The organism is Litorilituus lipolyticus (genome assembly GCF_006439335.1).
Classification (GTDB): Bacteria; Pseudomonadota; Gammaproteobacteria; order Enterobacterales; family Alteromonadaceae; genus Colwellia; species Colwellia lipolytica.
Map to the genome: position 1 here is coordinate 38,240 of NZ_SAWY01000005.1, position 20,843 is coordinate 59,082.

The window sequence follows — 20,843 nt, forward strand, 5'->3', positions numbered from 1 at the left end:
ACGTGATAACAGCCTTTTTTACTGATGAAATATATTTATATTAATGAGTATTAGGAAAACTAAAAATCAAACTGTAAATAGACAGTGTTGTAATTACTACCACCTTTAATGCGGCCAAATTGTGATGCTTTTTCAAAAATAGATGAACGATGATGGATACTATAACCAAGCCACGTTTTCTTCAAAGCGGGGCTATTGAATATATCACCTAAATTAATATCAAGGCTAAAATCGAGGGCATTCATTAACTCGCTAGGACGATAGCCTTTTCTTTCCATTTCTGCGCGTTCAATATAAGTGACATTTGATACGTAAGATAATCCTTCTGCGACACCTAATCGCCATCTAACAGGCCAATCAATAGTGTAATAGGCTTTGATCGCTAACACGTATTCTTGTTCTGAGTTTTGAACCTCAGAATCCCAATGCCAGACAAACCCTGTCGTTAAATAAATATCAAGTGGTAAGGAAAACAATTCATCTGTTAATGGATAGCCATAATAAATCGAAGTGAGCTGGTTGTTATATTCATCTTTAACACTATCACCACGAATAATATCACCTATATTCGAGGGCGTTGCCCACCCATGAGCGACTCTCAAGTAATCTTTATTAGATAGTTCTGTTTTTTTCGGTTTACTGATGTCATTAAAAAAAGCAAAACCCAAGTACACTTCACTTTGCCAGCGTTGGTTAACTGCTGTGGCATCATAAGCATTATCATCAAGAGTGGTGGCACCTATCGAGCCAAGCAAATAGAAGTTACTTGCTACATGATAGCGACTTTCAAGGGTGGCATTTAAATCAAAGCCAGCACCAATTTTTTCATTGGTTAATTGCTCTAGTGCGTAATAATGACTATTAAAACTAGCACTTTTATAGCGAGCACTAACTTTAGGCATGAACTCCCAGCTGCCATATTGTAAATACCATTGTTTAGTGAGGTTACCGTAGGGGTTACCTTCTAAATCGGTAAAAAACTCTACATCCAAAAAGCTGTGTTTTGAGAAATGTCGCCTAGCTTGTATGCCTAAATCAATGGTATCTCCTTGCACTGCGTTTTGATATTCAGCAGGAATATCGAAAAATCGCATTCGTGCAATTGCATTGAGTTGCCAATCATCTTGTTGATAAAGGTGAGCACCGCCCTCTATACCGCGTAAAAAGAAAGTTTCGCCCTGAAAGAACATCATAGGTACAAAACTTGTGACATTGTCAGCATCTGTATCAAATGGAATTTCGGCATTACGCATTAAGGCACCTATGCCCCATGATTGCTCTTGAAAAACCGAAGACTTTTTGTCAGAAGCGTAACTATGTGTGCTTATTAAAAATATTGAAAGCAATAGAAAAGTTAGAGTTCTATACATTTTTGTTATTAACCTACAAGTTTACAAACTATCTCATGAAAAAGAATCATAAGCATTTTTAAAGCAATAGTGTAACATTGAAGTATGGATTTATACCAAATTGATAAGGTTTTAGGAGAATAGAAATGAAATTACTACTATCGACAGCTGTGTTAGTTTCAGCCATGGCAATAACTTTCCCAACAAGTGCTGATGTACTGACGTTAAAAGATGGTCAAAGCATTACTGGAACGTTAGTTTCACGAGACGCGAACGGGGTGGTTTTTGAAGTGGCGGGACAACAACTAACCTTTAAAAGTGAAAATATTGCAGATATTAGTTTTGGTAATGTAAAAGCTAAGCAAGCAGCAACTAATGATGCGCCAGTAAAAGCAGATAAGCCAGCTCAAAAGCCAGTTGCGGAAAAAGCTGATAAATCAGTAACGGTACCAACAGGTACACGTTTAGTTGTAAGAACCAATGCCAGTATTAATAGTAAACAGCATAAAGCTGGCCATAAGTTTACTTCACGGTTAGAAGCCGATTTAGTGATTGATGACACTGTAGTAGCACGACGAGGCAGTATGATTTATGGTGTCGTGAATGAAGCAAAGCGCTCTGGGAGATTAGCAGGGCGTTCAAGCATAGAATTAAAATTCACTGATATCATGATTAATAATCAAATGATGCCGATTTCGACCTCAGGTGTAAAAGCGGTAACTGAAGGTACCGCAAAAAGTACCGTTGGCACAACCGCAAGAGCAGCGGCTATTGGTGGTTTAATTAATGGTTCAAAAGGCGCACGTGATGGTGCAAAAGTAGGGGCGGGTGTTTCTATCCTAACGAGTGGTAATCAAGTAAACATTCCATCGGGTACCATGCTTGAGTTTCAGTTAACGGCACCGTTTAAGGCCAAGTAACTATTATTGGCAAACATGCTGTTCTGAGTGCAGGTTTGTTATAACTCACAGAACATTCAATGACATTCACCAAATACTTGAATGATTAATAAAAAAGCCGTTCTCTATGAGTAACGGCTTTTTTAATCGTTAAATGTCATTACTTGTTATTTAAATCTCAGAGCTAGGTACATTAGTTGGGCTAATGTGCTCAATGGGGTAGCACCCTAATACTTTAATGAAATTTGTATGCTTGGTTATTTCTGTAATTGCTTCTTGTAGGGCAAAGCTTTTTAAATTGGCTTCCACATCTAAGTAAAACATTTCTTCCCAAGGACGACCTTGAATTGGGCGTGATTCTAATTTACACATATTAATGCCTTTTTCTTTCAGCACTAATAAACACTCAACTAAGGCACCTGCTTTTTGACCCGTTGCAAAAATTAAAGCTGTTTTAGCGGGGATTTGTTCGGCAACATCAACAGCTTTTCTCGCAACCAAGATAAAGCGAGAGTGGTTTTCATTTTGGTTTGCAATAGATTGCTCTAACGCATGTAATTGATATAGTTGTCCGCCTTCTTCACTGCCAACGACGGCGATGGTTTCATCTTGCAGCTCAGCTGCTTGAGCCATGGCATCAGCAGTACTGTCACAGTATTCAATACGAATACCTTTTTGTTTATCTAAAAAGTTACTACATTGCGCAATGGGTTGGCCGTGGGCATAAATGGTTTTAATTTTATCTAATGAAGTATTTACTGCCGTCAGTAAGCAATGTTCAATAGGTTGGGTGATTTCACCGACAATTGATAAATTAGTGTGTTGGAGTAAGTCATATACTTCGTTGATACTTCCTGAACTAGTGTTTTCAATAGGTAGCATACCGTAATCAACCTGGCCCGATTCAACTTGCTGTAAAATATCGCTGAAGTTTTGACAGCCTGACTCAACAATTTTTTCAGCACGACGAGAAAAATATCGATGACTAGCAAGGTAACTGTATGATCCTTTATCACCTAAGAACGCCACACTTACTGTTGGCACTTGAATATCTGGATTAGCTAAGCTTTGTAAATAAGCTTGTTGATTAAGCACAGAGTCTTCAATAATACTTTGAAAAATACTGGTGACGTAGTGGGCATCTAGACCAACATCTTTACCACGCTTAATTAAGCTTATTAAAAGCTCTTGTTCACGTTGTTTGTCGCGAATTGGTCTAACTTGTTGTACTTTGCTTTTAGCAACATTCAAGGTGAGTGCTCTACGCTTAGCAAATAAAACTAACAGCTCTTGATCAAGCTCGGTAATTTGTTCACGTATTTTATTTAAATCTAGTTTTTCAGTCACTTTTTTACTCGCATTCTTATTGCTACTGGCAAACAGGTTTTCTAATAGAGCACCCTGTATTTTTCGAGTTGTTACTCTAGCTATCTTAGCTTGATAGTGTCAATACTTTCTTTAGAATGTTTTAACACTATCTATGACAGCAACAACTACACAGCGCGGTTAAGGTATTGAAAGAAAAACGATGCTAAAACTGGGAATCGTTGCTACAGCCCAAGAAAGAGAGCGTAAAGTGCTCAAGTTAACAAGGTATAAAATGTTGTATAAGACTCGAGCAACAATGTGAACTATAGCGAGTGTGATAATGGTATCTGAGGCGTTGTTAGTCGCAATAGCTAAAATGATCGCAGGCGCGAAAATAATGACGGATTCAAAAGCATTTTGGTGAGCTGCAAGGGCTCTTGCGCCTATGCCAGTTAGTTTGTTTTGTTGGGCTCTAGGATGATTGTTATCATAACCACCTGCTTTATTCATTGCCCAGGCTACAGGCCCTTTGGCTAAATAGGGCAGAATAAGACTGATAAAAAGACAGTAATATAAAGTGGTCATGTAAACTCCTGATTTTTGTTGTTATTAATTAAACGAAAGCCTTTATTAAAAGGCTTTCGCTTTGATAGCTAAACTGTTCGTTAAATGTCTAAATATTTGTTTGGTTGTGCTAGTAACTAAGTAAGGTTAGCTTATAGACGGTTTTACCGGGTAAAAAGGCAGAGGCTCTTCCTTGTTCCCAATCTTCATGACCTTTACCGTAATAAGGACTCCAAGGGTGTCCAGATTGGCTAGTTGGCATATGAAATATGCCTGTTTCTTCATGGCCAGGTGAAACTATCATACGTTCTGATGCACCAAATGATTTCCCTTGTACTTTCGGCATGTAACTGTCACCTGATAAAGCATTAGCAGGCATATCTAGCCAATAACCTATAATGGGAACGGCATTACTTAATGGGTGCTTTATCGTCGTGGTATTTTGTTGACCCCATGTTGCTGCGGATAGCGGTTGCTCTGAACCATCATCGGTTGTTTTCATATCACTAATTGTTTGCATAAGTGCTTTTTTAAACAAGGCTTGCCAACTTGACTCTGGGCGCATCAAAAAGTTATCAGGTTGTGTATTAACTAATTGCCATAAAGGTGTTTCTATTTGATGGCGAATGGCGCGGAAACTGTATTGTTCATCGAGTGATTTAAAGGTGGAATTTAACTCTGAAAAGAGTAAGTCTCTTAATGCGATTCTAAAGTTTCTAACTAATCGATAGGCCACGGAGCCTGTACTCGCGATTAGTTTGCTTTCTTTCATTAAGATGGTTTTCGCTTCCAAAAACTCTGCTTGGCCAGCGATTGTCTGTTCAGTCAGAACATTGTTTAACAAAAACGCTTGCCACCTAGTTAAGAATATTGCCTGATCATCAAGGGCGATATCGAGTAACTCTTGCTCACTAAAGCTTGCTTTAGCAAAAAGCTTATCTCTAATTTGTTTTGAACGAGCTCCTAAGGCATAACCTCCGTTGCCTAGTTTCGCTAGCATTTCATCACCCACTACACGTGAGTTTGCAGTCCATAGTCTATGTTTTTTCGGGTTAAGTACACGTGGATATTCTTGTGGAGTTAAGTAACCCTGCCAAGCATTTTCCCCTGTTGCCCAGTTCATCGGCGTGTCACCAATGTCACCGACCTTTTTGGGAATAGCGCCCATAATTGTCCAACCGATATTACCTTCGTTATCACCTACCATCATGTTTTGAGCAGGGATGCCAGAGCGTGCGGCAATATCAAACGCTTGCTCTACATTTTTGGCTGACTCTAGCGCGATTGCGTGTAAATTGATTGCCTCTTTGTCATGAGCAACCCATCGATAAGCAAGTAGTGCTCCTTGATGATTTTTACCGATAACAGGCCCCCAAATAGTCTCTTGAACATTCACTTCAGTGGCTTTTTGATCTTTTATCGCGATTACTTCTCTTTCAGATTTAAATGCCTTATAGCCGTCTGGGGTTAGGTATTGAGTATTGTCTTCATTGGTCACAAGTTCAATAACATCACTGTAATCACCATAACTGTTGGTGAAACCCCAAGCGATATTTCCGTTACTACCGACTACAATATTTGGCGTGCCAGGAAGGGTGGCACCGGTTATTTTTATTTGCTCACTGTTTTGTGGGTACTCAAAAGAAGCTCTAAACCATGTGTTTGGTACTCGAATGCCTAAGTGCATATCATTAGCAACAATGGCACTACCAGTGGTACTAATATTGCCGGCCACAGCCCAGTTATTTGAACCTGGAAAATATTCTGTTCTATATTTTTCAGTTAATCCAGAAATTGTTTGGCTTGTTTGTGAATCGACTGCTTGCGCTGAATTACCTTGATATTGCGAGCTTTGTTTATTTAAGCTTATATACCTATGGTCACTCATATACGATTGTTTTGCTGATGCTGAAGGCCATGGTAGTTCTGGCAGGGCTGCTGGTTCATATTGTGTTCCATCAATCGCAGCATCCCAAATGCTGCCTTTAGGATTTAAAAAGTCATAAACGTCAGCTCGAAGCAAGGCTTTCATTAAGCCTAAGGTACGCTCTCTTTGGCCATCGTGGTATTGCAAATCAATGTACATACTGAAAATAGCAAGGATTGAATCTTCTTCACTCCATAAAACTGGTTCTTGCTGTAAAAGAATATACTCAAAGGGGGTACCTTTAAGGTATTTTAGCCCTTGGTTTACACCGCGAGTATAGGCTTGCAGTAAGTTAACTTGTTCATCAGGTAATTGGCTAACTATGTTTCGAGCCCTATTTCTAAAACGATGCCTTCTGATAGATTTGTCATAATTTACGGCTTTTTCACCAAATAAGCTGGAGAGCTCACCGGCTGAATTACGACGTAGTAAATCCATTTGGAAAAAACGCTCTTGAGCGTGAATAAAGCCTGTTGCTACGGCAATATCGAGTCTATTTTCTGCTTTTATGGTGGCAATACCAAGTTCATCGCGCTCAATAATGGCAGTTTTTGATAAACCGAAAACCGTTTCTTTTCCATCTAGTATGGGTAGGGCACCATCAATTCGGCTGAATACCCATGTTGCGATAGTTGCAATGACCAAAGAGCTGACAAGGAGAAGCCAAATGAAGATTTTTTTTGTTTTGTTCATAAAGGTAATAGTCGATGGTACGATGACTAGTAGATTACCTGAATTATTGTGTTATTGCACCTAGGATGGCTTGCTCTTTTACGGGGATGTTTTTTTGACAAAAAGCTCAAACTATTTATTAAGTTGAGCTTATAGTTTTTAAGGAAATTGTAAATGGAGCTTAGCTATAGCTAGCTTTGCATTTAGCTATTGAAACTTCTTCTTCCAACTCTTCATGAGGTTGCTCGGGTTCTGCAACTAAACTTTCTTCGTCTGATGAGAAAAAAGAAATGACTTGTTGTAATGTTTCATTAAAGTTTACTGCCGCTTCAAAGAATTGATTATGCTTATTGCCTATTAATTTAGGTGATGAATAAGTGTGAGTTAAGTCATTGTTAGCACTAAAGGTAACTGTCGTGGTTTTTATTGAGTTATTAAACGCAGAACTTGTTAAATTATTGTAACTAATCATATTCGTTTTAGCATTAACAACAGGCTGAACGGCTAAAGGTTGCGCGGCAAAAGAGTATAAACTTGTACATAAAGCCGTGGTAATTATGCTTGATGCTAGTAACAGTTTAAATGATCTCATTGCTATCTCCTTAGCTTAAAGGCTTATCTTTCATATATTGCAGTAAAGACAAGCTGATATATATCGTTACAGTTATTTTACATTTTTACTATATGATCAAATTTAACCTAAAGCTAACGTCATGGGATGAGCTGCTAGTTATTTGAGATAAACTGTTGCTTAAACCATCAATTAGCTTATTAAGATATGAACGGGGAAATGATTATATTATTTCAAATAGTGATGAGTTGTAATAAAAAATGACTAACAAATATATTGTTAGTCATTTGATTTTTAAAGTAAATACTCTGTTTTTATAAAGAGTTTAATTCTCGTTTTTTTTCTAATCTAAATTGATGTAACAAAGGTTCAGTATAGCCGTTTGGCTGTTCAGTACCTGAAAACACCAAAGCACTTGCCGCTTTAAAGGCAATACTTTCACTGAAATTGCTACTCATGGCTTGGTACTCGGTATCGTGAGCATTTTGAGCATCAACAATTTTTGCCATTTTCTCTAAACTGGTTTGTACTTGCTCTGTGGTACAAATCCCATGATATAGCCAGTTAGCAATATGTTGGCTTGATATACGCAATGTTGCTCTGTCTTCCATTAAGCCGACATCATTAATGTCAGGTACTTTTGAACAACCAACACCTTGGTCAACCCAGCGAACAACATAGCCTAAAATACCTTGAGCATTGTTATCAAGTTCGGCATTTATCTCTTCCTCAGACCAATTTGTGTCTTGAGCTAACGGTATGGTGAGTATATCGTCAAGTTTTGCTGGTTGACGCTGCTTTAATTGCTGCTGGAGCGCAAATACATCAACATGATGATAATGTAAGGCATGCAGTGTAGCGGCAGTAGGTGAAGGTACCCAAGCTGTATTTGCTCCTGCTTCTACGTGGCCAATTTTAGCTGTGATCATATTGGCCATTTGATCAGGTATAGGCCACATCCCTTTACCAATTTGCGCTTTTTTACTGAAACCACAGGCAAGGCCGATATCAACATTGTTATCTTCATAGGCACTTATCCAGGGTGTGTTTTTAATATCAGCTTTTCTTGCCATGGCTCCTGCGGCCATTGAGGTATGAATTTCATCACCGGTTCTATCTAAAAAGCCTGTATTAATAAATACCACGCGATCTTTTGCGGCATGAATACAGTTCTTTAAATTCACACTTGTACGTCTTTCTTCATCCATAATGCCCATTTTAATGGTGTTAGCTTCAAGTGATAAGGCTTGCTCAACACGAGAGAATAACTCATTAGCAAAACGCACTTCTTGAGGGCCATGCATTTTAGGTTTTACGATATAAATGGAGCCTTTATTTGAGTTATTTAATTCATTGGCGTTTTGGATGTCATGTAAAGCAATAAGTGAAGTGATCATTGCATCCATAATGCCTTCAGGAACTTCATTGCCATGCTTATCAATAATGGCATTGTTCGTCATTAGGTGACCAACATTTCTCACAAACATTAAGCTTCGACCTTTTAGCTTTATATCGTTGCCTGAAATGGTTTGATAGCTTTTGTCAGCATTCATTTTTCGAGTGAATTGATGGCCGGCTTTAGTGATATCACTAGTTAACGTCCCTGTCATAAGACCTAGCCAGTTTCGATATGCTAATACTTTATCTTCACCATCAACCGCAGCTACAGAATCTTCACAATCCATAATAGTCGTTAAAGCGGACTCTAAATTAATATCACTTAATCCAGCAGCATCTTCTTTACCTATAGGGCTGTTAGCATCAAAGATTAACTCAAGGTGCAAGCCATTGTGTTTTAATACAATGGTCTCTGGTTGATTGATGGGCCCTGAAAAGCCAATGAAGCTGTCAGCATCTTTTAAAGCACTTTGTTGCCCATCTTTGAAGCTCACCATGAGTTGTTGTTCATTTAAATGATAAGCTACTACGTCTTGATGGCTACCTGTAACCAGTGGAATTGCTTGATCTAAATAGTTCTTAGCAAATGAGATTACTTTTGTTCCGCGAATAGGGTTATAGCTTTTGTTTTTTTCTGCGCCGTCTTCCTCGCTAATGGCATCTGTACCATATAGAGCATCATATAAACTACCCCAACGTGCATTTACGGCATTTAAGGCAAAACGTGCATTCATAATAGGCACAACAAGCTGCGGTCCCGCAATGGATGCTAACTCATCATCAACATTAGTTGTTGTAATTTGAAAGTCAGCGACCTCAGGTTCTAGGTAATTAATCTCTTGCAGGAAACTTTTGTAGGCAGAGAAGTCAAAGTTAGCGCCTTGATTGCTTTTATGCCATTGATCTATTTGATCTTGCATATCGTCACGCTTGGCAAGTAATTGGCGATTCTTGTCACTTAAGTCGTCAATGATGCTGGCAAATTGCTGCCAAAAGTTTGAGGAGGAAATGTTTAACCCTGATAAGGCTTCTTCTTCAATAAAATTATAAAGGCATTGACTTACATGTAGTTTTTCAATGGCAACTCTTGATGACATAAAATCCTCTCTTTAATGCGCTGTTTATGGCTAAGCTATAGGATAAATTTAAGTGAAGCGATCCACTTTGAATTAGCTGGTAATAAATAGTAGTGATAATACTAGGGGGGATTATCACTACTGGCAATAGTTGTCATTGGCATATTAAAGCCATTCATCATGAAAAACCGCTTATATAAATAAATGCTTGTTTTTAAATTGTTGATAATTAGCGATATTTTGATTTTTGGTTTTAATGCCATCAATAGCATTGTACTGGATTATAATTGTCATTCACGACGTGAATGATTGGTGTGCTAATTGTTACTAAGTCTGTTTTTAGAGAATTATTAATTAACTGAATAGCTTAATGAGTGAGGGAATAATTAATGGGCTTAGTATCGCGGTTAATAATGCTGAAAATATCAAAGCTAATGAGCTGTATGCACCGTGTACAGGTTTGTCTTTGGCAACAATCGCAGTACCAATAACATGACTTGCAGCGCCAATGGCTATTCCTTGAGATTTTGCACACGTTATACCGAGTAGATTAAGCCACTTAGGGCCGAAAATGCCGCCTACGAAACCGGCGATAATAATCGCAAATGCAGTAATAGAGCTATCCGCCGAAAACTGCTCTGACAGTGCAATACCTATGGGGGTGGTGACAGATTTTAGTGATAGTGCAATAGCTAAGCTGGGTTGATATATCAAGAACATTGTCATTGAAAAGCTGACAATTATGACGACAAGAACGCCTAGTGATAAGACGGCGATAATTCCTTTCCAATGGTATTTTATTTGATTCAATTGCTGATACAAAGGAAAGCCTAACGCGACTATGGCAGGCTCTAATAATCGAGTTAATAGCTGACTTGACTGTTGATACTGACCGTAGCTAATGTGTTGTGAAAGCAAGAAAGGCACTAACACTATAATGGTTATTAACATGGGGTTTAGCCAGATAAACTGCCATTTTTGCTGGGCTTTCATAATTAACTGATAAAGCACCAAGGTTAATAAAGTCAGCAGGATTGCGAGAGAAATAGGGGAGAGCGCTTCGAGAATCATTTAATGCATTACCTTGGCTCAATTGAATGGCTTTGTTTAAATATTCTTTGAGAGCACCAAGCAACGAAGGTCAGTAAAATGAATGTTGAAACAATGATGATCGATAAAATGGTAAAACCGTATGATTTGACTAGATCAAAGTGGTTCATAATACCGACGCCTGCCGGAACAAAACAGATCCCCATATAACGAATCAGCCATTGATTGGTTTTCTCAACGTTATCAGGTGATACGAGGTTAAGCTTTAACAACAAGCAGTAAAACATCATGCCATAGAGACTGGCAGGAATAAATGGTATAAGAGCATAAATCAGCTTACCTATCAGTAAGCTGATCGCTATAGCACAAAGGGTATACAGCGCATTTTTCATCATTTTTAAATAAGCATTATTATTGCAAACCTTGGCTTTTTTGCGCTGCTGCAATAACTAACTGTCTAAACCAAACATGGCTTGCGTCATGATGAAGCAAAGGGCTCCAAATCATTTTCAGTTCTATATCTGGTATCTCAAATGGCGGTTTTATAATCGTAAAGTTTGCATCATGCTTATGTAGCTCAGCGGCTTTAGTTGGCAAAGTTGCTATTAAGTTGTCTTCATAAGCTAATTGCATTGCAACATGATAATTACGTGTGAACACCTTAATATCACGCTTTTTACCCAGTCGCGCTAGGGCTTCATCAACCCAGCCAAGTTTTTGCACATCTTTGGGATCCATACCAACACCAACACCAAAGCCCGTTTTTGATACCCATACATGTTTACTATTTAAGTAAGCATTGAGGTTAAACTTGCTAACTACAGGGTTGTCAGCACTCACTAAACATGAAAATGAATCGCGCCAAATGGCTTTTTGATGAAAAGATTGGGGTAATTCATCGAAACGGTTGATGGCCATATCAATCTTGCCTGCTTCAACATCATGAAAGGTAACATCACTGGGTGTCATAATATCTAGCGTGATATTTGGAGCCACTTTATTGAGTAGTTTTAACAGTGTAGGGATAAGAGTTGAGGCCGCATAATCACTAGCCATAATACGAAAAACACGCTGACTATTGAGTTCATTAAACTCTTCTTCGCCTTGTAGTGCTTCTTCAAGCTCTAATAATATTTTTCTGATACTCGGTGCTAATGCTCTTGCTCTTTCTGTTGGAGCCATTCCATCAGACGTTCTCACCAAAATAGGGTCATTAAATAACGTGCGTAGACGCTTTAAACCGTTACTCATTGCAGGCTGTGTAATGTTTAGTTGGCTAGCAGCGCGAGTAACATTTTTTTCTCGTAGCAATACATCAAGATAAATAAGTAAATTCAGATCTATTTTAGAAATATTCATAAGTTTAATGGCTCGACGAAAAAATATAATTGAAACATATATAAGCGAATTTACCAGTGAATACAAATTTTTTTCGCAGAAATAATGGCTATGTGCAATTTTTACGACTAAAGGCTAGTAGTTACGGGCTTTATTAGGCTGAAAGTGATGATCTCAAAATGTTTTATGAGCAACCAATAAAAAGTATTATTCATGATGTGAATGGCGGTAATTGTAATTATATATTTTGAAAATGTTTCTTGGGCCTTTATGCTTTTTGTTGTCCGGTATGAAAGCTAACTTTTTCAAGTTCTGTCGTTTTAAGTTGAATGAAGAAAGCAAATCAACCAATGCCAATAAACTATATGAATAATACAACAAGACTTTTGGAGAATGATATGTCTAATTATCAAAGTGCAATTGAAGCAGTTAAAGCCATTAAAGAAAAAGCAGGTAGCTCTTGGGACGCGATTAATCCAGAGTCAGTTGCTCGTATGCGAGTGCAAAACCAATTTAAATCGGGTTTAGATATTGCAAAATATACTGCCGATATTATGCGTGCTGATATGGATGCGTTTGATGCAGATAATACCAAATACACTCAATCACTAGGTTGCTGGCATGGTTTTGTTGGTCAGCAAAAGCTAATTTCAATTAAAAAGCATTTTGGTTCAACAAAACGAAGATATTTATACCTTTCTGGTTGGATGGTAGCGGCACTACGTAGTGAATTTGGTCCATTACCAGATCAATCAATGCATGAAAAAACCAGCGTCGCTTCATTAGTAAATGAACTATACACTTTCCTACGCCAAGCGGATGCTCGCGAGCTAGGCTTATTGTTCACAGCTTTAGATAAAGCGATTGAAGCTGACGATCAAGCACAAGCAAAACAAATTCAAGATCAGATAGACAATTTTGAAACTCATGTTGTTCCAATTGTTGCAGATATTGATGCTGGTTTTGGTAATGCCGAAGCAACTTACCTTATGGCTAAGCAAATGATTGAAGCGGGAGCTTGTGCTCTTCAAATTGAAAATCAGGTGGCTGATGAAAAGCAATGTGGTCACCAAGACGGTAAAGTTACCGTTCCACATGCCGATTTCCATGCAAAAATTCGTGCATTACGTCATGCATTCTTAGAGCTAGGTGTTGATAACGGTATTATTGTTGCGCGAACTGACTCTGAAGGTGCTGGTCTTACTAAAGAAATTGCGGTAGTTAAAGAGCCAGGCGATGAAGGCGACATTTATAACTCTTACTTAGATGTAGAAGAAATCGATGTATCACAAATGCGTGAAGGCGATGTGTGCTTAAACCGTGACGGTAAACTTGTTCGTCCTAAGCGCTTACCTTCTGGCTTATACCAATTCCGTGAAGGGACAGGTCATGAGCGTTGTGTGTTTGACTGTATTGGTGCATTAAATGCGGGCGCTGATTTACTTTGGATTGAAACAGCCGTTCCTACAGTACATGAAATTAAAGGTATGATGGATGATGTTCGTAAAGTTCATCCAAATGCTAAGCTAGTTTACAACAACTCTCCATCATTTAACTGGACACTTAACTTCCGTCAACAAGCTTATGATGCATGGGTAGAAGCGGGTAAAGATGTTTCTGCTTATGAACGTAGCGATTTGATGAATGCTAAGTATGACGATTCTGAGTTATCTGCTGAAGCTGATGAGCGTGTACGTACATTCCAAGCCGACACATCACGTGAAGCAAATGTATTCCATCACTTAATTACTTTACCTACTTATCACACCACAGCATTGTCGGTTGATAACTTAGCGAAAGAGTACTTTGGTGAAGCGGGTATGCTTGGTTATGTTAAAGGTGTGCAGCGTCAGGAAATTCGTCAAGGTATTGCCTGTGTTAAGCATCAAAACATGTCAGGCTCTGATATCGGTGATGCTCACAAAGAATATTTCGCAGGTGAGAATGCATTAAAAGCAGGTGGTGCGAAGAACACTTCAAACCAATTTGGTTAATCATAAAATAATTCATTAATTGTTAAGTAGAACGTCAGTTACTAGGTTTTAGTGACTGACGTTTTTTTGTTAATTTCCAATGCATTATAGTGAACTGACCTCAGAGCAGTAGTTTAATTTCTTTTTAGTAAAAAAACCTTAGCATTCATTATATTTTAGCGGTATAGTCGTTTTGATTTATCTTTAAGAGATTCGATTCTTTAAAGCTAATTTTCTATGTAAATTAAAAGGTTGAGGTTATGTCGCAGTTTCGACGAACAAAGCAATTACTTTTGCTTAATACCAATCGTGAAAGACTCACTTCGCTTGAAAAACTATTAACAGAAAAAACTGATCTTAAGATTCTACCTGCCTACACCACACAAGTGGCTATTGATACACTTAAAACACAGTCTGTTGACTATATTGTAAGTAATATCAATCTTGATAACTTTGACGGTTGGCGTCTTGCACGCATGGTGCGTTCAGGGGTTTTAAAGTGTTCTTCAGAGACCCCATTCATTATCGTGGCCAATACTTGGTGTGAACATATAGCTCGAACAACTGCACGTGAGTTCGGTATAAATAAGCTCATCGCATTCTCTGAATGTGAACAATTGCCAAGTATTTTGAATAATGATGATTATCTGCCAGTTTCAGATATGAAAAAATCGTCATTACTTGTCATTGAGGATAATGAAGATACACGACAGTTAGTCACCCGAATACTTTCGACACGTTTTAACATTGACACTGCTGAAGATGGTGAGCAAGGTTTAATTCAATGGCGTGAAAAAAATTATGACTTAGTACTGTTAGATGTCATGTTGCCAGGTATGAGTGGTAATAATGTTCTTGACGTAATGATGCAAGAACAGCCATCGCAATCCGTGGTTATCATGACTGCAAATCACACGATGGAGTTAGCTGAAGAATTAATGCTTAACGGTGCAGCAGACTTTGTTACAAAGCCTTTTAGGGCTGAGCAGTTACGTGGTGTTTGTGAAAGTGCTGCGCGACGTGAAGACTTCATTATCAGTAATAAGCAGTTTGCCAGCAAAGTAAAGTCCTTAAATGAATCAAGGGCACAATATCGGAACATTTCTGAGCAGCATCAGCATCTATTAGATCAATTAGGTAGTGTTATCATTGAACTTAACGAGCAAGGGGAAATTTGTTTCCTCAATAAGGCTTGGGAGAAGTTTACTGGATATACCATTGACGAATCGAACCAAAAATCCTTACTCGACTTTATAGAGAAGCCAAGCTCTCCCGGGGCTTATATATCTAATGAAGTGAAAACATTATTATCGGGTAAAACCAGCTCCCACAGTTTTGAATTTCGTTTGAAAAATAAATTTAATGAAGAGCTTTGGGTAGAAGCTAAATTTGATGTCAATTTGTCTGACAAAGAACAAAATAGATATATTTCTGGCACCATCGATAATGTCACTTCCCGTAAAAAGGCACAAAAAGATTTAGAATACTTGGCAATGCATGATGGCTTGACTGGTTTGTATAACCGAGTCTATTTCGAAAATGAACTAAAACAGTATTCTGCGACTGCAGCAAGAGGTCATGGACCTCATGCTTTATTTTATTTGGACTTAGATCGTTTTAAAGTGATTAATGACACTTTAGGTCATCATCATGGAGATGTGGTATTGAGAAATATTTCATCTTTAATTCAATCACGTATTCGCGAAGCAGATTTTATTGCTCGGATCGGTGGCGATGAGTTTGCTTTGTTGTTACCTAACACTGATATGCAAACAGCATTAAAGTTGGCGACAAATATTTGTCAATTACTTGATTCGTATAAGTGCGAGATTGAAGAGCAAATTTTTAAAGTAAACTGTTCCATTGGGGTAGCAGAAATTAATGGCTCTGAGTTTTCTGCACAAGATTATATGAAACATGCTGATATAGCACTTTATGCAGCTAAGAAAATGGGGCGAAATACGGCTCACCTCTACAATCAAAACGATATCTTAAGTAAAGAGTTACAAGCAAGTCTTGAGTGGGCTAGAACACTTCATCAAGCCGTTGCTGATGATAATCTTATTTTACACTTTCAACCTATTTATCATATAGCAACAAGAGAAATTGCCTACTATGAAGCATTAGTGAGGCTTGAGCTCGATGGTAAGTTAATTATGCCTGGGGAATTTATTCCTGCACTTGAACGTGAAGGCGACATGAGCCTACTTGATCGGCAAGTGATCAGTAAAGCAATTTACTATTTAGCTGAACATTCTGGTTTGAATAAAATAGCGATAAACTTATCTGCTCAAGGCTTTAGTGACGAGCGTTTAATTCCGCTTTTACAAGAAAAATTACAACAATATCAAATTGATGCCAATCGAATTATTTTTGAATTAACAGAAAGTGCAAGTTTAACCAATATTGCAGCGACACAAAAAATAATAGAGCAGTTAAGTGAGTTAGGCTGTGAGTTTTCAATAGATGATTTTGGTACGGGGTTTAGTACTTTTACTTATTTGAAGCAATTGCCAGCTCAGTCGGTGAAAATTGATGGTTCCTTTATTGTAGATTTAGCAAATAATAGTGTGGATTTAGCACTGGTTAAAGCCATTTGTGAAGTGGCAAGTGCATTAAATAAAAGAACAGTGGCTGAATTCGTTGAAAATGAAGAAACCTTAAATATCTTAGCCGATATCGGGGTGACCTATGCGCAAGGTTACCATTTATGTAAACCACAACCTGTTGAAGGTCTATTTTAGCCGTAAGTTGATATTATTAAGTAAAGAGAAGGCATCAATTCTAAATTGATGCCTTCTTATCGCTGTTTACGCTTTGTTAAGTCCTCATAACCTGTTCAGTAATTCTCTTTACGATGACTAATATAATTTTAATAAAGATCCGATTGTTTAAAGGTTTTTACTTAGCTGTAGATAAAAAGAACGCCCTTGAATAGGGTAGTCTGATATTGGCCCCAAGGCTTCAGGAACTAATGGATGAGATGGCTCAAAAGCAGACTCATCGGTTATATTTTTGCCAATAAGCGATACTTTCCATATATGTTCATTATCAATTGCCCAGTGTAAAGCAAAATCTAAAGTAGCATAATTATCTAAAGGTGGGCGTGAATCACCAAGTTGCCTTGCTCTTTTTCCTACCCAGTTTAATTTAGCATTAAAGTTTAATGACTCAGTAACTTGGCTATCGTACATTGCGTTAAAAAGTTGGCGAGGTGCCATAATAATCGTTTGTTTTGTTTTATCGTCTTCGGAATGTTGCCAAGAGTAGTTTAACTTCCATAGGCCAGTAATGTTTTTCCAAGATAATTCGCTCTCAAAACCATAACCTGTTTGCCCTCGAGCATTTTGTGCTGTTGTGGTTGTTGTACCTTGATCAGGAATGAATTCAATTAAATTTTTACTTTCATAAGCGAACAAGTTGGTGGACCAATTGAAGTTTTCATTAAGTGTTTGGTTAACGCTAAACTCAATGGTATCAATGGTTTCAGGGGAGAGGTTTGGGTTACCTAAACCTACGGGATTATTTATAGCGTATAGGGTGTCAAATGCAGGCGCTCTGAATGCCCTACCGTAGAGAAATTTTGAAGAAGTACTTTGTGTCATTTCCCAAACTAATGCTAATCTCGGATTGACCGTTGAGCCAAAGTCATCGTAATAGTCATAGCGAATACCTGCAGTTAGCTCCCAATCATTGGCAAATTTCCATTGATCTTGCAAACTAATATAACTATTTAACCGTTCGACATCTTTAACAAAAATGTATGGGGTATTGCTTACATCGGTTAATGTTCCATCAACTATAATCGGTTGACCTAATGAAAAAAGTTGGCTGACCTGTCCCATATCAAGCACACCTGGACCAAAATTTTTCTCTTCTTTTGCGGTAAGCTTTCTTTGCGAAATTCCTAGTCCAATTCGTATTTGATGATCATTGTATTTGGAAGATAGCGCATTGAAGTCAATTGAATTTAGTACTTCCTTAGGCTGAGGATTACCCTTAAACCCTTCAGTGAATAAACCAATGCCAACAGGAGAAACTAAATTCATATTGCCATCTGCCCCAAGTGGAACGAGTGCGCCAGGTGGCAAAATAGTAAACTCTGCTTTGGTTTCTAGCTGGTAATAATTATATAACACTTTGGCATCCCAGCTTGATAACTCCCAGTTGTACGCTAAATCAAATTGGTAAATGGTTGAATTTTGCCTTCCAGTAGGATCGAGGGCCTGGGCTGCTCCAACACCTTGTCCGGCATTGTTGTTATCCCAATACCAAAAGTTTCCTTTAAGCTTCTCTGTTGTGGCAGAAAGTCGAACGTCTAAAATATCATAATGAGTGGCTACAGGGCCTGGTGCTAAGGAAGCATTTGTTCCGATAGTCTCATCAAAAATCGATTGTAAATCCCTAGTCATTATACGATCTTCGTCGCCATCTCCTTTTAAACTTTCAATAGAGACGCCAAAGTTTACTTGTTCAATTGAAAAGGAGTTTTTGTACCATGCATTTGATGAGTTAAAACTACCGTAACTAAGGCCATAACTACTTTGCTCTAACGCTGTAATATCTTGAGTGATAACATTGATGACACCTGAATATGCATCAGCGCCGTATACTGCTGAGCCAGGGCCTCGAATCACTTCAATTCTATCGATTGTATGAACAGGCATTTGAAAGGTTTCTGGTCTCGCTCCTGTGTACTCTTCTCTTACTGGCAAACCATTAATAAGGAATAGGACTTGTGGATTTTGATCTGTATGAATGCCTCGTATTGAAAAAGAATTGTTCATACGATTGAAGGGCGAGGGGTAAACATGCAGACCAGGAACATTTTCTAGTGCTTCTGCAACGGTTTTAGCGCCCATATGAGCAATTTGTTTAGCGGAAATAACTGTAGCAACAGAGGGGGCTTTTTTAATTAATACTTTATTGCCGGTAGCAATACTGACAAATTCTTCATCACCATAGAAGTCAGCCAAACTGTCTTCGCTGTCTTGTTCATAATATTCTTCGGGCAGAAAGGAAATGGTTTCGGTTTTTTGGCCAGATGCCGTTGGAGTATGTATTGATAGTGCTGTTAATATTGATAAAGAGATATATTTCATAGAAAAAGACATTTGTACTCTCCGCTTATTATTATTTTGTATCGCTAATTTCACGCTCATCCCAAACTAAAGGGATTTTTACACTAAAAGTTGAACCTACATTAATTTCACTATTCACCGTGAGTTTTCCGCCCATAAGTTGGCAAAAATTCTGAGTAATAGCCATACCTAATCCTGTTCCTTCAAACCGACGTGTTTGACTACCATCGACTTGAGTAAACTGCTCAAAAATGAAGTCGATCATTTCTTTAGCGATACCTACACCGGTATCTTTTACAGAAAAATAAAGAAATGCTAAATCGTTATGGATATGAAAAGTAATCTCACCATTTTTAGTAAATTTACAGGCATTACTTAATAAGTTTAAAAATACTTGCATCAACTTTTGTCTATCAATAAATAAAGTTGTCGCTAACTCACCTACATCCATAGTTAATTTATTATTGTTTGCTGCCGCCATTGGAGTGATGGTATCTATTGTTTCACTAAGTAATAGCTGTATATCAGTCTCTTTAGCATGGAGATCCATTCTTCCTGCTTCAATTTTTGCCAAATCAAGAATGTTGTTTATTAGCGCTAATAAGTTGTTTGCACTGCGAATGCTTTTGTTGAGATCTTCTACTTGAGCGTCCATACACTCTAGTTCTAAATCTTCTCTTACTAAATCAGTGTAGCCTATAATAGCTTGTAACGGGGTTCGCAACTCGTGGCTAATATTGGCAAGAAATTCAGATTTGTGACGACTTGCTGTTAAAGCGCCATCTCTTGCTACGACCAGCTCTTGTGTTCTAATCTCGACCTCAGACTCTAAATTGTCTCTACTTTTTGCTAACTCGGCATTTTGTACTTCTAAAATAGCCATTAACTGATTATAGGCGTGAGCAATCTGTCTTAGTTCAAGCGCACCTGATACGGTCGCTTTAGGGTAACGTCCTGTTTCACGGGCAGTTTCCATTGTCTGCGATAGTGTGAGTAAAGGCTTAGTCATTTTAGTAATGATAAAACGCATTAATAAGGCAAGCAGTAGTGCGATTATACATCCCGTCACTATATTACTGATAAAGATGGTACGTTGAATTTGGTGTAGTTCTTTCTTGCTGTACTCAACTAAAACATAACCTAATAATTCATGTGCTGGCATTTCGCTATCAGGTTCAATTAACTCACTATCGTACTGTTCGTTTTGTAAATATACGGGTGAGCTAAATACCCAAAATTTATCTGATTCATGGATTAATTGGCTATGATTTTTTAGCGCGTTGATATCTGATACGAGGTCATTTATCACAATGGACTCTGATGATAGCAGTACTTCACCTTTGGTATTAAATATTGAAACAGCCATTATTGCTCTAAACCCTAGAGTACTAGCTATTGCTTCATTGGCATTTTCGATACTTCCGGTTAGTAAGGCTAAAACACTTTGCTCAGCAAAGTTGTGGGTGATTTGTAGGCCATTTTCAATGGTTGCTTCACTGATAGTTTTACTACTTTGCCATGCAGTTAGTGCGGAAGTGGTTAATGCAAGAATTATTACCATAAACAAGAATAAGCCTATTAATTGGCTCTTAAAGCTGCTTTTATATGAAAATAAATGAGAAAATTTCATCATATAA

Annotated in this window: 13 protein-coding genes and 1 pseudogene; 3 read left to right on the forward strand and 11 right to left on the reverse strand. The window is 38.0% G+C overall.

The window, feature by feature from the left end; all coding sequences use genetic code 11:
- Nucleotides 1-59 precede the first annotated feature (59 nt).
- Nucleotides 60-1,370, reverse strand: coding sequence for a MipA/OmpV family protein (locus tag EPA86_RS02675; protein ID WP_140601631.1), 1,311 nt, complete (start codon nt 1,368-1,370; stop codon nt 60-62).
- Between the two features lie 125 nt (nt 1,371-1,495).
- Here EPA86_RS02675 and EPA86_RS02680 point away from each other — a divergent pair, with 125 nt between their 5' ends.
- Nucleotides 1,496-2,269 (forward strand): hypothetical protein, encoded by a 774-nt coding sequence (locus EPA86_RS02680; RefSeq protein ID WP_140601633.1) that lies wholly within the window; start codon nt 1,496-1,498, stop codon nt 2,267-2,269.
- A gap of 153 nt (nt 2,270-2,422) precedes the next feature.
- On the opposite strand, the pseudogene pheA reads toward EPA86_RS02680, so the two are convergent.
- From pheA to EPA86_RS02720, 8 genes and pseudogenes are all read right to left on the reverse strand, one after another.
- Nucleotides 2,423-3,595, reverse strand: a pseudogene (pheA, locus tag EPA86_RS02685) (prephenate dehydratase); the annotation flags it as partial.
- A 159-nt stretch (nt 3,596-3,754) separates the two neighbouring features.
- Complete coding sequence (locus EPA86_RS02690) at nt 3,755-4,141, reverse strand: MAPEG family protein (protein ID WP_140601637.1); 387 nt, start codon at nt 4,139-4,141, stop codon at nt 3,755-3,757.
- Nucleotides 4,142-4,250: 109 nt separating this feature from the next.
- Nucleotides 4,251-6,740, reverse strand: a complete 2,490-nt coding sequence (locus EPA86_RS02695) for a penicillin acylase family protein (RefSeq protein ID WP_140601639.1) — start codon at nt 6,738-6,740, stop codon at nt 4,251-4,253.
- Nucleotides 6,741-6,900: 160 nt separating this feature from the next.
- Entirely contained in the window at nt 6,901-7,311 is a 411-nt protein-coding gene (locus EPA86_RS02700) for a hypothetical protein (protein ID WP_140601641.1), read from the reverse strand.
- 293 nt (nt 7,312-7,604) lie between these two features.
- Nucleotides 7,605-9,785 carry a malate synthase G gene (locus tag EPA86_RS02705; RefSeq protein WP_140601643.1) on the reverse strand — a complete coding sequence of 727 codons (2,181 nt, stop codon included), beginning with the start codon at nt 9,783-9,785 and terminating at the stop codon, nt 7,605-7,607.
- 333 nt (nt 9,786-10,118) lie between these two features.
- Entirely contained in the window at nt 10,119-10,835 is a 717-nt protein-coding gene (locus EPA86_RS02710) for an LrgB family protein (RefSeq protein ID WP_140601645.1), read from the reverse strand.
- Nucleotides 10,836-10,843: 8 nt separating this feature from the next.
- Nucleotides 10,844-11,209, reverse strand: a complete 366-nt coding sequence (locus EPA86_RS02715) for a CidA/LrgA family protein (protein WP_246058223.1) — start codon at nt 11,207-11,209, stop codon at nt 10,844-10,846.
- Nucleotides 11,210-11,225: 16 nt separating this feature from the next.
- Nucleotides 11,226-12,173, reverse strand: a complete 948-nt coding sequence (locus EPA86_RS02720; RefSeq protein WP_140601647.1) for a LysR family transcriptional regulator — start codon at nt 12,171-12,173, stop codon at nt 11,226-11,228.
- A 377-nt stretch (nt 12,174-12,550) separates the two neighbouring features.
- On the opposite strand from EPA86_RS02720, the gene EPA86_RS02725 reads away from it, so the two are divergent.
- Together EPA86_RS02725 and EPA86_RS02730 are read left to right on the forward strand one after the other, a co-directional pair.
- Entirely contained in the window at nt 12,551-14,146 is a 1,596-nt protein-coding gene (locus EPA86_RS02725; RefSeq protein WP_140601649.1) for an isocitrate lyase, read from the forward strand.
- Nucleotides 14,147-14,385: 239 nt separating this feature from the next.
- Nucleotides 14,386-16,869 (forward strand): GGDEF domain-containing response regulator, encoded by a 2,484-nt coding sequence (locus EPA86_RS02730; protein WP_140601651.1) that lies wholly within the window; start codon nt 14,386-14,388, stop codon nt 16,867-16,869.
- A gap of 147 nt (nt 16,870-17,016) precedes the next feature.
- On the opposite strand, the gene EPA86_RS02735 is transcribed toward EPA86_RS02730, so the two are convergent.
- Together EPA86_RS02735 and EPA86_RS02740 are read right to left on the reverse strand one after the other, a co-directional pair.
- Nucleotides 17,017-19,239, reverse strand: a complete 2,223-nt coding sequence (locus tag EPA86_RS02735; RefSeq protein WP_170309551.1) for a TonB-dependent receptor plug domain-containing protein — start codon at nt 19,237-19,239, stop codon at nt 17,017-17,019.
- Between the two features lie 19 nt (nt 19,240-19,258).
- A complete protein-coding gene (locus EPA86_RS02740) occupies nt 19,259-20,839 on the reverse strand; it encodes a sensor histidine kinase (RefSeq protein ID WP_140601655.1) in 1,581 nt (526 codons plus the stop codon).
- Nucleotides 20,840-20,843: the final 4 nt, after the last annotated feature.

Excerpts from the sequence above, each read along its gene's own strand:
- EPA86_RS02690 (WP_140601637.1), bottom strand. The coding sequence starts at position 4,141 with ATGACCACTTTATATTACTGTCTTTTTATCAGTCTTATTCTGCCCTAT.
- EPA86_RS02705 (WP_140601643.1), bottom strand. The coding sequence starts at position 9,785 with ATGTCATCAAGAGTTGCCATTGAAAAACTACATGTAAGTCAATGCCTT.
- EPA86_RS02740 (WP_140601655.1), bottom strand. The coding sequence starts at position 20,839 with ATGATGAAATTTTCTCATTTATTTTCATATAAAAGCAGCTTTAAGAGC.
- EPA86_RS02735 (WP_170309551.1), bottom strand. The coding sequence starts at position 19,239 with ATGTCTTTTTCTATGAAATATATCTCTTTATCAATATTAACAGCACTA.
- EPA86_RS02695 (WP_140601639.1), bottom strand. The coding sequence starts at position 6,740 with ATGAACAAAACAAAAAAAATCTTCATTTGGCTTCTCCTTGTCAGCTCT.
- EPA86_RS02730 (WP_140601651.1), top strand. The coding sequence starts at position 14,386 with ATGTCGCAGTTTCGACGAACAAAGCAATTACTTTTGCTTAATACCAAT.
- EPA86_RS02725 (WP_140601649.1), top strand. The coding sequence starts at position 12,551 with ATGTCTAATTATCAAAGTGCAATTGAAGCAGTTAAAGCCATTAAAGAA.
- EPA86_RS02700 (WP_140601641.1), bottom strand. The coding sequence starts at position 7,311 with ATGAGATCATTTAAACTGTTACTAGCATCAAGCATAATTACCACGGCT.
- EPA86_RS02680 (WP_140601633.1), top strand. The coding sequence starts at position 1,496 with ATGAAATTACTACTATCGACAGCTGTGTTAGTTTCAGCCATGGCAATA.
- EPA86_RS02710 (WP_140601645.1), bottom strand. The coding sequence starts at position 10,835 with ATGATTCTCGAAGCGCTCTCCCCTATTTCTCTCGCAATCCTGCTGACT.
- EPA86_RS02720 (WP_140601647.1), bottom strand. The coding sequence starts at position 12,173 with ATGAATATTTCTAAAATAGATCTGAATTTACTTATTTATCTTGATGTA.
- EPA86_RS02715 (WP_246058223.1), bottom strand. The coding sequence starts at position 11,209 with ATGATGAAAAATGCGCTGTATACCCTTTGTGCTATAGCGATCAGCTTA.
- EPA86_RS02675 (WP_140601631.1), bottom strand. The coding sequence starts at position 1,370 with ATGTATAGAACTCTAACTTTTCTATTGCTTTCAATATTTTTAATAAGC.